The 12938-nt window shown below is 58.3% G+C and carries 11 protein-coding genes; 5 read left to right on the top strand and 6 right to left on the bottom strand.

Going from position 1 to position 12938, the window contains the following annotated elements; genetic code table 11:
* Positions 1-47: 47 nt before the first annotated feature.
* Positions 48-2894 (bottom strand): RNA polymerase-associated protein RapA, encoded by a 2847-nt coding sequence (rapA, locus tag AUC61_RS08145; RefSeq protein ID WP_243245452.1) that lies wholly within the window; start codon positions 2892-2894, stop codon positions 48-50.
* Positions 2895-3109: 215 nt separating this feature from the next.
* Between rapA and AUC61_RS08140 the strand changes: the two genes are divergently transcribed.
* Complete coding sequence (locus tag AUC61_RS08140) at positions 3110-3448, top strand: aspartate-semialdehyde dehydrogenase (protein WP_243245451.1); 339 nt, start codon at positions 3110-3112, stop codon at positions 3446-3448.
* On the opposite strand, the gene AUC61_RS08135 is transcribed toward AUC61_RS08140, so the two are convergent.
* From AUC61_RS08135 to AUC61_RS08125, 3 genes are all read right to left on the bottom strand, one after another.
* The gene (locus AUC61_RS08135; protein WP_243245450.1) at positions 3445-4659 is read right to left on the bottom strand and encodes an aminotransferase class V-fold PLP-dependent enzyme; all 1215 of its coding nucleotides are present in this window, start codon (positions 4657-4659) and stop codon (positions 3445-3447) included. The genes AUC61_RS08140 and AUC61_RS08135 overlap by 4 nt on opposite strands.
* The gene (locus tag AUC61_RS08130) at positions 4656-5126 is read right to left on the bottom strand and encodes a RidA family protein (RefSeq protein WP_243245449.1); all 471 of its coding nucleotides are present in this window, start codon (positions 5124-5126) and stop codon (positions 4656-4658) included. Before AUC61_RS08130 ends, AUC61_RS08135 begins: the two co-directional genes overlap by 4 nt.
* Before the next feature lie 87 nt (positions 5127-5213).
* Entirely contained in the window at positions 5214-6098 is an 885-nt protein-coding gene (locus tag AUC61_RS08125) for a LysR substrate-binding domain-containing protein (RefSeq protein WP_243245666.1), read from the bottom strand.
* Between the two features lie 236 nt (positions 6099-6334).
* On the opposite strand from AUC61_RS08125, the gene AUC61_RS08120 reads away from it, so the two are divergent.
* Both AUC61_RS08120 and ccoM read left to right on the top strand, forming a co-directional pair.
* The gene (locus tag AUC61_RS08120) at positions 6335-6496 is read left to right on the top strand and encodes a hypothetical protein (protein WP_122666139.1); all 162 of its coding nucleotides are present in this window, start codon (positions 6335-6337) and stop codon (positions 6494-6496) included.
* 283 nt (positions 6497-6779) lie between these two features.
* Entirely contained in the window at positions 6780-6890 is a 111-nt protein-coding gene (ccoM, locus tag AUC61_RS26425; protein WP_025261439.1) for a cytochrome c oxidase subunit CcoM, read from the top strand.
* A 541-nt stretch (positions 6891-7431) separates the two neighbouring features.
* On the opposite strand, the gene AUC61_RS08115 is transcribed toward ccoM, so the two are convergent.
* Together AUC61_RS08115 and AUC61_RS08110 are read right to left on the bottom strand one after the other, a co-directional pair.
* Positions 7432-7902, bottom strand: a complete 471-nt coding sequence (locus tag AUC61_RS08115) for a MaoC family dehydratase (RefSeq protein WP_122665988.1) — start codon at positions 7900-7902, stop codon at positions 7432-7434.
* 57 nt (positions 7903-7959) lie between these two features.
* On the bottom strand, positions 7960-8904 hold the full coding sequence (locus AUC61_RS08110; RefSeq protein WP_243245448.1) for an alpha/beta hydrolase: 945 nt from the start codon (positions 8902-8904) through the stop codon (positions 7960-7962).
* A gap of 210 nt (positions 8905-9114) precedes the next feature.
* Here AUC61_RS08110 and fadD2 point away from each other — a divergent pair, with 210 nt between their 5' ends.
* Together fadD2 and fadD1 are read left to right on the top strand one after the other, a co-directional pair.
* Positions 9115-10803, top strand: coding sequence for a long-chain-fatty-acid--CoA ligase FadD2 (gene fadD2, locus AUC61_RS08105; protein ID WP_243245447.1), 1689 nt, complete (start codon positions 9115-9117; stop codon positions 10801-10803).
* Positions 10804-11190: 387 nt separating this feature from the next.
* Entirely contained in the window at positions 11191-12882 is a 1692-nt protein-coding gene (gene fadD1, locus AUC61_RS08100) for a long-chain-fatty-acid--CoA ligase FadD1 (RefSeq protein ID WP_243245446.1), read from the top strand.
* Positions 12883-12938 lie beyond the last annotated feature (56 nt).

Raw genomic sequence — 12938 nt, 5'->3', positions numbered from 1 at the left:
GCGGGCAGCTCCCACAGGTTCAAGTTCCAACCTGCAGGAGCGAGTTTTTAACCAGCCACCAACACCCGAATCGCTTCAAGGCGCAATGCCGCTTTATCGAGCATGGCCAGCCCTTGCTCACGCTGTTCGCGCAACGCAACCAGTTCGCTGTCGCGTACGGTTGGGTTGACGGCCTGCAAGGCGGTCAGCCGCGCCAGTTCTTCTTCGGTGTCAGCCGCCAGACGACGTTGCGCTTCAGCAACGCGCTCGGCATGTTTCGGGGCGATCTTCGCTTCACCGGCATTGATCTGCGGGTTGAGGGCGTCACGCTGAGCCTGGATAAACTTGTTGGCGCTGGCCCGTGGCACGCTTTCCAACTGGTCGTTCAGGGTCGTGAAGGAAACACGGCCCGACAGGTCATTGCCGTTGCTGTCGAGCAGGCAGCGCAGCGCAGCAGGCGGCAGGTAGCGACCCAGTTGCAGCGAGCGCGGTGCAACCACTTCGCTCACGTACAGCAGTTCCAGCAAGACAGTGCCTGGCTTGAGTGCTTTGTTCTTGATCAGTGCCACCGCAGTGTTGCCCATCGAGCCGGACAGCACCAGATCCATGCCGCCTTGTACCATCGGGTGTTCCCAAGTGATGAACTGCATGTCTTCACGAGACAGCGCCTGGTTGCGGTCGTAGGTGATGGTCACGCCTTCGTCGTCGCCCAGCGGGAAGCTGGCGTCGAGCATCTTCTCGCTGGGGCGCAGGATCAGAGCGTTTTCCGAATGGTCTTCACTGTCGATACCGAACGCATTGAATAGCGTTTCCATGTAGATCGGCAGGGTGAACTGGTCGTCTTGCTCGAGGATCGCTTCTACCAGTGCTTCACCTTCGCCAGCGCCGCCGGAGTTGAGCTCCAGCAGGCGATCGCGGCCGGTGTGCAGTTCACTTTCGAGACGCTCGCGCTCGGTACGCGCTTCGTCGATCAGCACTTGCCACTCGTCATCGTCACCGCTTTCCAGCAACGGCAGCAGGCGCGGGCCGAACTGATGCTGCAGGGCGTTGCCGGTCGGACAGGTATTAAGGAAGGCGTTCAGCGCTTCGTGGTACCACTGGAACAGCCGCGCTTGCGGGCTGGTTTCCAGGAAAGGTACGTGCAGTTCGATCGTGTGTTTCTGGCCAATTCGGTCCAGACGACCAATACGCTGTTCCAGCAGGTCCGGGTGGGACGGCAGATCGAACAGCACCAGGTGGTGAGCGAACTGGAAGTTGCGGCCTTCACTGCCGATTTCCGAACAGATCAGTACTTGAGCGCCGAACTCTTCGTCAGCGAAATACGCAGCGGCGCGGTCGCGTTCGAGGATATTCATGCCTTCATGGAAAACCGTGGCCGGAATGCCGGAGCGCACGCGCAACGCGTCTTCCAGGTCCATCGCGGTTTCGGCATGGGCGCAGATCACTAGCACCTTGACGCGCTTGAGCATTTTCAGGGTGTCGATCAACCACTCGACACGCGGGTCGAACTTCCACCAGCGCTCTTCTTCGCTGGCGTCCGGCTGAGCCTGGAAGCTGACCTCCGGGTACAGATCGGCGTGCTCGCCAAGCGGCAGTTCCAGGTATTCGGCCGGGCAGGGCAGCGGATACTGGTGCAGCTTGCGCTCCGGGAAACCTTGCACGGCGGCACGGGTGTTACGGAACAGGACACGACCGGTACCGTGGCGATCAAGCAATTCGCGAATCAGGCGTGCGCTTGCTTCTTCATCGCCGTCATTGACAGCCGTCAACAGGGCTTCGCCTTCAGCGCCAAGGAAGCCGTGAATGGTTTTGTGTGCTTCAGGTGACAAGCGGCCCTTGTCGAGCAATTGCTGCACCGCTTCAGCCACCGGGCGATAGTTTTCGCTTTCGGCACGGAAGGCATGCAGGTCATGGAAGCGGTTTGGATCGAGCAGGCGCAAACGTGCGAAGTGACTGTCCTGGCCGAGTTGTTCGGGGGTGGCGGTCAGTAGCAGTACGCCCGGGATGACTTCGGCGAGTTGCTCGACCAGCGAGTACTCAGGGCTGGCCTTGTCTTCATGCCAGACCAGGTGGTGAGCTTCGTCGACGACCAGCAGGTCCCAGCCCGCGGCAAACAGTGCGTCCTGAGCCTTTTCGTCTTCAACCAGCCATTCCAGCGCAACCAGCGCCAGTTGGGTGTCTTCGAAAGGATTGCTGGCATCGCTTTCAATGAAGCGCTCAGCGTCGAACAGCGCAACCTGCAGGTTGAAGCGGCGGCGCATCTCCACCAGCCACTGGTGCTGAAGGTTTTCCGGAACCAGAATCAGGATACGGTTGGCGCGGCCCGAAAGCAGTTGGCGGTGGATAACCAGGCCGGCCTCGATGGTTTTACCCAGACCCACTTCGTCAGCCAGCAGAACCCGTGGTGCGATACGGTCGGCGACTTCCCGGGCAATGTGCAACTGGTGCGCGATGGGTTGCGCACGAACACCGCCCAGGCCCCAGAGGGACGACTGCAACTGGCGGCTGGTATGTTCCAGCGTGTGATAGCGCAGGGAGAACCAGGCGAGCGGGTCGATTTGCCCGGCGAACAGGCGGTCGGTGGCCAGACGGAACTGAATGAAGTTCGACAGCTGGGTTTCCGGCAGCGTGACGGCTTCGTTCTGCGCGTTGAGCCCGTGATAGACCAGCAGGCCATCAACGTCATCGACTTCGCGAACCGTCATCTTCCAGTTTTCGAAATGGGTGATCACATCGCCCGGCGAGAAGCGCACGCGGGTCAGAGGTGCATTTCGCAGTGCGTACTGACGCGTGTCGCCAGTGGCCGGATAGAGCACGGTCAACAAGCGGCCGTCCTGTGCCAGAACGGTGCCTAAACCCAGCTCGGCTTCGCTGTCGCTAATCCAGCGTTGCCCCGGTTGATACTGCTGCGCCATGCTGCCTGTCTCCCGCCTTGAAAAAGCCGACTATGTTAACGGAACACGCTGCCCAGGCCAAAGGAACAGTGACAAAACACCTGTATTTAAACGCGTCCGCGAAAATTTAAGCCTGTTAAAGGCACTAGTTGCCAAAAACATAGTCGAAAGTTTCTCATTTACGGTGTCAAGTCGATAGAAACTTGGCCGACATCCACTCAAAAGGAGAACTGATAATGTTGCAACCGATGCTTCCCTTGAGTGTGGTGCCTGTGACTTCGCAACTGGATCCGGCCCGGAATGTCCCCGATATTCCGCCCGTCGCACCGGTGCAGCCAAGTTCCAGCGAAACCAACATCGACCTGCGTAACGAGGAAGAAGAGCGCAATGCCTGGCTGCTTCGTGAAGAGCAGGCGCGTCACGAGGAGCAACAACGTCGCCGTGAAGAAGGGGCCGATGAGCCTGAGCATCTCGCCATCCCCGGCGTTGCGCTGAACGCTGACAACACCGTCCCGGTTGTGCCATTGATTGACGATGAGCCGCGCCAGGGGCTTTGGGTCGACGTGCAGGTCTAAAGTGCGTCGTTGCGTGCATTGCTCATCGCGCGCAATGCCAGGAGTAACGTCTCTATCTCAACGTCAGTGTTTAGATAGCTGACCGAAACTCGCGCAATGTTCACCAGCCCTCTGGCCTGCATATCCAGCGGTGTGTAGGCCACGCCATTGGCGCCGATATTTATCCCCTGCGCGGCTAGCTGCTGTTTAATCTCTACGGCGTCCCAGCCTTCCAGCGTGAATGAAACCAGGCCCGACTGATCAGGTGCTGCGCCACAATCTTGTAGCTTGAGTCCTACGACTTCTTTCATCCGCTGCCGTAATGACGACGCCAGTTGCTGAATGCGTTGTCGGACACGCGCCACACCCAATATTTCGACTTCACTCAGTGCGTTATTCAAACCAGCGATGAGCGCCATCGACATTTCGCTGGTTTCAAAGCGCCGGGCATCGTCGCGCGGGGTAAAGTTTTCACCGTGTCTGGGTGCAGACAGGACGTCCACGAAAGGTGGCTGGAGTCTTTCGACAAAACCCTCACGGATGTACAGCAGCGCGGTGCCCCGCGGGCCGCGCAGAAACTTGCGGCAGGCGCCCTTGAGGACATCGCAACTCAGCGCCTGGACATCAACGCTGATCTGCCCCAAGGCCTGTCCTGCATCGATGAAATAAGGAATGTTGTGCCGCTTTGCCACTGCACCGATGGCCGCAGCCGGATTGATCAGTCCTCCGTTGGCGGGGAGCCAGGTCAGTGAGATCAACCGTACACGCTCATCGATCATGGCCTCCAGCGCGGGCACCGACACCGCGCCGTTCTCATCGCTCGGGATCACTTCCAGGCTGGCCCCTGCTGCCAAGGCCTGGGCCATGCACGCCAGGTTGCCGCCCCATTCGTGACGCCCGACCAGAATCCGGTCGCCGCGCCGCCATGCTCGCAGTGCGCTGAAGGCCATACCCCATGCAGCAGAGCCGCTGCTCAGAAATGCAATGGAGGAGGGCGTGCAGTTGATCAACCGGGCAGCGGTGTTGCGAGCATTTTCCAGCAAGACCTCGCCCTGTGCAGCGGCTTCCATCGGGCCTTGGATGGCTTCTTGGTTCACCTGCTCGATCATTGCCGTTATGGTCGCCTGGCTGGGCAGCGACGCGCCGGAATGATTGAAGTGGATCACACGCTGGCAACCTGGTGTTGCGGCACGCAGTGCCTCGATCTGTGCCTCGGTCAAGGGCTGAGTCATGGTCTTAGCTCAAAGATGGCATCCGCTTCAACGGCTACACCTGCGGGCAGGCTGGAAACGCCGACCGACGTGCGAACGTGTCGCCCGGCTTCGCCGAGCACGTTGACCAGCAGGTTCGACGCGCCGTTGCCCACAGCCCCCTGGCGGGTGAAATCGCTGGGGCAGGCGACGAATACGCCCAGCCTTACGACCCGCACCAGTTTTGACAGGTCGTCGCCAATCACCGACTCCAATTGGGCCAGCAAACCCAACGCTGCCAGTGCTGCTGCGGCGATGCCCTGCTCTTCGCTCAGGCTGTCACCCACCCGGCCGACGAATGCGGGCTGACCGTGAAGCATGGGGATTTGCCCCGACACATACAGCAGGTTCTGGCTGATCACTGTGCTGACGTAGTTGCCAGCAGGGCCGTCCACGGGCGGAAGTTGCAGGTCCAGTTTTTTGAGTTGTTCACGCAGGCTGTTGGTCATTGGGTGCTCTCCATAAAGTGAGCGCACAATGAAAGCCGGCGTTCGCTTCGACAAACTGAAAGATTTCACCGCACGTATCGATATCGCTCAATCATCCTCACGGCTTGCGGCGACCAGCCAGTCGGCGAAGCGTTGGGCCACGTTGCTCAGAGGCGCGTCGCCGGTCACCAGCCAGTAGCCGATTTCCCCTTCGTAAACGGCATCGGGCAGCAGTGGTACCAGAGAGCCGTCTTGCAAGCGTCGCTTGATCAAGCGATCACGGCCCATGGCGATGCCCTGACCGGCGACCGCTGCTTCCACCACAATGTTGTAGTCGTGGAGCATCAGGCTCGACAGCTGGCTGATATCGACGCGCAGTTGTTTCGCCCAGTCCAGCCATTCGAACGGAATGGTCGCTTGCGCAGTGAGCAGCGGGCCGGGTGCCAGACCAGGCTGTTTGAGTTCGTGCTGTGCTGCGAGCCAGCGAGTCTTGTACTGCGCACTGCAGACCGGGAACAGACGTTCGTCCATCAAGCGCACGCCGTTGACATTGGGCCAGCCTCCCTTGCCATAACGGATCGCGAGTTCAACCTCGCCACCGGCCACATCTGCCAGTTCATAGGCAGGCACCAGTTCGACGCGAATGTCGGGGTTGGCCGAAATAAACCCCGACAGGCGCGGTGCCAGCCACATCGTTGCAAAAGAGGCGAGCAGGCCGATGCGTAAAACGCTGGGTGCCGGTGCGGTGTGACGAATGCGGCGAGTCGCTGCTGCGATGCTTTCCAGCGCCTGACGAACCTGTAGCTGATAAGCACGACCGGTTTCAGTCAGCTCGATGGCGCGGGTGCGGCGGATAAACAGGCGGCACTCGAGGAACTCTTCCAGTTTGTGAACCTGATGACTCAAGGCGCTTTGTGTGACTGATAACTCCCGGGCCGCCTTGACGAAGCTCAGATGCCGAGCAACCGCCTCGAAGGCGCGCAGTGTCAGCATCGGGGGGAGGTCGCCATGCAGAGCGGTTTGGGGCGAGGCGGATGCTGTCGTGGTGGGTTGCACGGGGTTCAGATCCTTTGGAAGAAACAGCAAGGTTGTCGATTGTGCCGCCAAAATCCTGCTTGAGCGACTGTCGAAACCCGCACGGTGGCCTGACGCAGTGGATCGCTACTGGTCAGGCTCGTCGCGATTGAGCATTATTGGCCCAACTACCCTGTGTTCGAGAATTGCTGGCCATGAGCGGAGACGAAAACCTGATTGACCTGGGCGCCGAGCGCGCCAAGCGGGTACATGACCTCAATGACAAGCGCCTCAACGAAGTGCGCAATGCCTTCGAGCAGGCAATGCCTCTTGAGTCCGGTAAAAAGAAGCCGAAGAAAAAGCCCAAGAAGCGTTAGACGCTGAGTGCAGGTAAGTTTTCTGCACAGTGTTCCGATGGGGCATGCAGGAGCGCGCTTGTTCTGGTCAAGTTTTCCGGACACCAACTGACCGGATCGCAGCCTTCGGCAGCGCCTACAGTGATGCGGTTGTACACCCCAATACCTTTGACCCAAATCAGTTATCTGCGCGCTCAATCAATGAGCGCGCAGTGCTATTGATTTGGGTCAATTTCCGTCTGCCTGACTCTGGTTAATCTAGCCCCATCGAACAAGGACAACACAACGAGCAGGAGGCACGGTTATGTTTCTCGACAATGTGGTGGTGGCCGGTGTCGTAACCGTTGGCCTGATGCTGGTGTTCTTCGCAGGCTTCGGACTATTCATCTGGAAGGACTCGCAAAAACGCAAATAGGGCAGAGGCCTTCCAATAAAAAGAGCACGCAAGGCATTTTGGGCGACTTCGGTCGCCCATTTTTTTGGGCGCTTGAAAAGCGATCCTGTGGGAGATTTTATGTTGGCCTGCAATCCCGCAGGACCGGCCGGGCGGCGCTCCGCTTTAGCCGGTCCTACGCAAGAGCGCAATCTCATGTGGGAGCCGAGCTTGCTCGCGATAAGAACACCGCGATTTCCTGTCAGACCGCGTCGCGCTTATCGTCCGGATGCGGCCCAGACCAAGCACCGCTCCCACAGGGAAACGCGATCCCCTGTAGGAGTGAGCTTGCTCGCGATGGCTTCACTCGAATTCATTCGCGACGGGGGCTGTACATCCGCAGCCTGTGTACCGCTTGAAATCCCGCTTTCCCGAATGAATTCGGTCCCACAGGATGGTGAAGAACTTGTGGGAGCCGAGCTTGCTCGCGATGAACGATTACGCGGTGTGACTTATGGCTGCGCCTCATGCATCGCCGGCTAGCCCGGCTCCCACAGTTACCACCCTGTTCGGGCTCGATATCTCAGCCGATGCTGATGGCTGGCAGCGTCGTCAATGTCACGGTTTGCTGTTTGCGTGGCGCAAGGATTTCCGCTTCGCCGTCCACAACCAGCTCATCGCGCTGGTTGAATACACGGGTCGCGATGCGCACGCGGAATTTCGGCAGCTTTTCAAGAATTTCCAGGCGTACGGTCAGCGTGTCGCCCAATTTGACCGGCTTCTGAAAGCTCATCTGCTGACCGAGATAAATAGTGCCTGGCCCAGGCAGTTCGCAGGCGACGGCAGCGCTGATCAGTGCGCCGCTGAACATGCCGTGGGCGATACGCTCTTTGAACATCGTCGATGCAGCATACTCGGCGTCCAGATGGACCGGGTTGTGGTCGCCCGACATGGCAGCGAACAGCTGGATGTCACGCTCCTCAACGGTCTTGCTGAAACTGGCGGTCTGGCCGACTTCGAGGGCTTCGTACGGCGTGTTGGTAACCTGGGTCATGAGTGATCCTGAAAATTGAATATTGATGTCAAACGCAGCGATGACGGTCCGGCGCTTTTATTCCGCCCGACGCGGTCTTGGCTGTTGCAGTGCCTGTTCCAGCCAGCCAATTACATCACGGGTGACTTCATCGCGGTTGGTTTCGTTGAACACTTCATGCCGCGCTTGCGGGTAGATCTTCAGTTGTAACATTTGATGACCTGCCGCGACCAATGCGTCGGCAAGATCTTTCAGACGCTTGCCCTCGCTCACCGGATCACATTCGCCGCCAATGACCAGCAACGGCAAGCCCGGATCGATCTGCGCCAGGTTCGAGGGTTTGCTGATTTGCTGCAGGCCGCCGAGCATGTCCAGCCATAACTGATTGGTGCAACGGAAGCCGCATAGCGGGTCTTGCACGTACTTGTCGACCTCGTCAGGGTCGCGGCTGAGCCAGTCAAAACACGTGCGTGTTGGTTTGAATGCGTTATTGAACGAGCCAAACGCCAGCCACTCGATCAATGCGCTACGACCGGTTTTACCTTGGCGAAAGCGCTCTAGGCGGGCAACCTGGCGCGCACCGCGATACAGCGTGACCGGCTGAAAGTTGGAGCCGCTGAGAATCGCCCCCTGCAAGCCTGCACCGTGGTGCTGCAAATACCCTTGGGCGATGTAGCTCCCCATGCTGTGGCCCAACAGAAAAACCGGCACGCCGGGATGCCGTTGGCTGATGGCTTGAGCGACGCTGGCCAGGTCACCCACCACTTTGGGCCATCCCTGTTCATCGGCGTAATGTCCGAGCATGCCTTGATCAGCCGTTTTGCCGTGGCCGCGCTGGTCGTGGGCGTACAGCGCAAACCCGGCTTCGCCCAGTGCCATGCCAAGCCGGGCGTATCGGCCACTGTGCTCAGCCATGCCGTGGGATAGCATGACCACCGCTTCAGGCTCGACATCGGGCAACCATACATTGACGTAAAGACGGCTTTGGTCACTGGCGTCGAGCCAGAACGGCTGATGTTTCATGACAACTCCCGAAGCTGAATGGCCAGCGTTAAACGTCCTGTTAGTGAAGTGTAGAGTGAATGACGAATCGCAAACCGGCCAGCTCTGTAATTCATGGTAATGATGTCGCAGGTCTCTATATTTGCCTTCCACGTTTTAGCTGCTAACGTCCGGCAAGCTCCCGCACCATCACCGCGGGCCAGACCGTCTCAGGTAAGAGGATAAAAACAAATGCAACCTGATTTCTGGAATGACAAGCGACCGGCAGGCGTAGTAACCGGGGTGGATGTTCACGCCTACAAGTCGGTTGTGGAAGTGTTCGAGCGCAGCTGTCACAAGTTTGCCGATCGTCCGGCGTTCAGCAACATGGGGGTGACGCTGACCTATGCCGAGCTGGACCGTTATTCGGCGTCCTTTGCGGCCTGGTTGCAGCAGCACACCGAACTCAAGCCCGGTGATCGTATTGCCGTGCAGATGCCTAACCTGTTGCAGTACCCGATTGCCGTGTTTGGTGCGTTGCGTGCAGGCCTGATCGTGGTCAACACCAACCCGCTGTACACCGCGCGCGAAATGCGTCACCAGTTCAAGGACTCCGGCGCTCGGGCGCTGGTGTATCTGAATATGTTCGGCAAGTTGGTGCAGGAGGTGTTGCCTGATACCGACATCCAGTACCTGATCGAAGTCAAAATGGGCGACCTGCAATCGACCGCCAAGGGCTGGCTGGTCAACACCATTGTCGACAAGGTCAAGAAGCTGGTTCCGGCTTACCACTTGCCACAGGCTACCCGCTTCAAGGCCGCGTTGAGTCTGGGCCGAGGCCATCAGTTGAACCCGGTGACATTGCAACTCAGCGATGTTGCGGTGCTGCAATACACGGGCGGCACAACCGGGCTGGCCAAGGGCGCGATGCTCAGCCACGGCAACCTGGTAGCCAATATGCAGCAGGTGCACGCCTGCATGTCACAGCACGGCAGTGACGGCAAACCAGTGTTTCAGGAAGGCAAGGAAATCATGATCGCGCCGCTGCCGCTGTACCACATCTATGCGTTCACAGCGAACTGCATGTGCATGATGGTCAGCGGCAATCACAACATTCTGATTACCAATCCCCGAGACATTGGCGGCTTCATCAAAGAGCTTGGCAAGTGGCGTTTCACCGCGATGATCGGCCTCAATACACTGTTCGTGGCGCTGATGAACCATCCGGATTTCAAGTCGCTGGACTTCTCCAGCCTCAAAAGCACCAACTCGGGCGGCACCGCGCTGGTCAAGGCCACGGCCGAACGCTGGAAAGAAATCACCGGTTGCCGGATCGTCGAAGGCTATGGCCTGACCGAAACCTCGCCCGTGGCCAGCGCCAACCCTTATGGTGAGCTTGCGCGTCTCGGGACGGTTGGCATCCCCGTGCCGGGCACGTTGATGAAGGTCATTGATGATGACGGCAATGAACTGCCGTTGGGTGAACGCGGCGAGCTGTGTGTTAAAGGTCCTCAGGTGATGCTCGGTTACTGGCAACGCCCGGAGGCGACGGCCGAAGCGCTGGACGCTGAAGGGTGGTTCAAGACCGGCGATATCGCAGTGATTGAAGCTGATGGCTTTGTCAGCATCGTGGATCGCAAGAAAGACTTGATCATCGTCTCCGGTTTCAACGTGTACCCCAATGAGATCGAAGACGTCGTCATGGGCCATCCCGGCGTTGCCAATTGCGCAGTGATCGGTGTGCCGGATGAGCGTTCGGGAGAGGCTGTGAAGCTGTTTGTCGTGCCCCGCGAAGGTGGCGTCAGCGTTGAAGAGCTGAAACTGTTCTGCAAAGAAAACTTCACGGGTTATAAACAGCCCAAGCACATTGTGATACGTGAATCACTGCCGATGACGCCGGTGGGCAAGATATTGAGAAGGGAGTTGCGGGATATCGCGTAGTGCGTACCTGTTGGAGCGAGGGTTGCCCGCGAATCGGCCTTAGAGGAAAGTCAGGAACACCGCATCAGCGTTCTTCGCGGACGAGCCTCGCTCCAACAGGTTCCACGCCATACCATCGACCAAGTGCCTCTAAATCAGTCATTTCAGCCAGATCTGCGACAAATAGTATTAAAGCTCTAAACGTGACTGCTATTAATTCTTGAGTCATTTTTGTGACTGTAGGGGCCTTCCTTGCCTCTAGGCGGCCTATTGCAAAGCTGCTACTCTCGGCCCGCTTTTGACCTGTCACTAAGCAACGAAGCGTTAACCGCAAAATTCCAAAACACAAGAAAATCATCGCATTCAAGCGATGTGAAGAATTCGCTGTCGCTGAGGAGCCCGGCTTCCATGATTGAAAACTTCTGGAAGGACAAGTATCCGTCTGGCATTCCTGCCGAGATCAATCCTGACGAATACACAAACGTCCAGGCCGTATTGAAACAGTCTTGCGAGCGTTTCGCCAGCAAGCCAGCGTTCAGCAATCTGGGCCAGACCCTCACCTATGGTGAGATGTATGAGCAGTCCGGCGCCTTTGCCGCCTGGATTCAGCACCATACCGACCTGCAACCCGGCGACCGTATTGCCGTGCAGTTGCCCAACGTCCTGCAATATCCCATTGCCGTATTCGGTGCCATGCGCGCCGGGTTGATCGTGGTCAACACCAACCCGCTGTACACCGCGCGGGAAATGGAACACCAATTCAAGGATTCCGGTGCAAAGGCGCTGGTATGCCTGGCGAACATGGCCCACCTGGCTGAAAAGGTGGTGCCTAAAACCGGCGTCAAGCATGTGATCGTCACTGAAGTGGCGGACATGCTGCCACCGCTCAAGCGACTGCTGATCAACAGCGTCATCAAATACGTGAAGAAGATGGTCCCGGCTTATCACCTGCCCGCCGCGATCAAGTTCAATGACGTGCTGAGCAAAGGCCGTGGCCAGCCGTTCACCGAAGCTTCGCCTGCCAGCAATGACGTTGCGGTGCTGCAATACACCGGCGGCACCACGGGCGTGGCCAAAGGCGCAATGCTGACCCACCGCAACCTGATCGCCAACATGCTGCAATGCAAGGCGTTGATGGGCTCGAACATGAACGAAGGCAGCGAAGTGGTCATCACGCCGCTGCCGCTCTATCACATCTATGCGTTCACCTTTCACTGCATGTCGATGATGCTGATCGGCAACCACAACATCTTGATCAGCAACCCGCGTGATTTGCCGGCGATGGTCAAAGAGCTGTCGAAGTGGAAGTTCAGCGGTTTTGTGGGCCTCAATACCTTGTTTGTGGCGCTGTGCAACAGCCCGGAATTCCGCAACCTTGATTTCTCGGCGCTGAAAGTCACGCTGTCCGGCGGTATGGCTCTGCAACTGGCCGCCGCTGAACGCTGGAAAGAAGTGACCGGCTGCGCGATCTGCGAAGGCTATGGCATGACTGAAACCAGTCCTGTGGCCAGCTGCAACCCTAATCAGAAGATTCAGGTCGGCACCATCGGCATTCCGGCGCCTTCGACGTTGTGCAAAGTCATCGACGATGCAGGCAACGAGTTGCCGTTCGGGGAAATCGGCGAATTGTGTATCAAGGGCCCGCAGGTGATGAAGGGCTATTGGGAGCGCCAGGAAGCGACCGATGAAATGATCGATGCGGATGGCTGGCTCAAGACCGGCGACATCGCACTGATCCAGCCTGACGGCTACATGCGCATCGTCGATCGCAAGAAAGACATGATCCTCATCTCCGGCTTCAACGTGTACCCCAACGAACTCGAAGACGTACTGGCGACCTTGCCGGGCGTGCTGCAATGCGCGGCCATTGGTGTCCCGGACGATAAATCCGGCGAAGCGATCAAGGTCTTCGTGGTGGTCAAACCGGGCATGACCCTGACCAAGGACCAGGTCATGGAACACATGCGCGCCAACCTGACCGGCTACAAAGTCCCGCGCAGCGTCGAATTCCGCGACGCGTTACCTACGACCAACGTCGGCAAGATCCTGCGTCGCGAGTTGCGGGATGAGGAATTGAAGAAGTTGGGGTTGAAGAAGTAAACAATTCCAAAACCCCGCGAAAATGCGGGGTTTGTTATTTCTGTAGGAGCTGCCGA

The sequence above is a fragment of the Pseudomonas maioricensis genome (genome assembly GCF_022790535.1).
Taxonomy (GTDB): domain Bacteria; phylum Pseudomonadota; class Gammaproteobacteria; order Pseudomonadales; family Pseudomonadaceae; genus Aquipseudomonas; species Aquipseudomonas maioricensis.
Note: the sequence above shows the minus strand (reverse complement) of the source record. Positions and strands in the feature narration are given on the sequence as shown.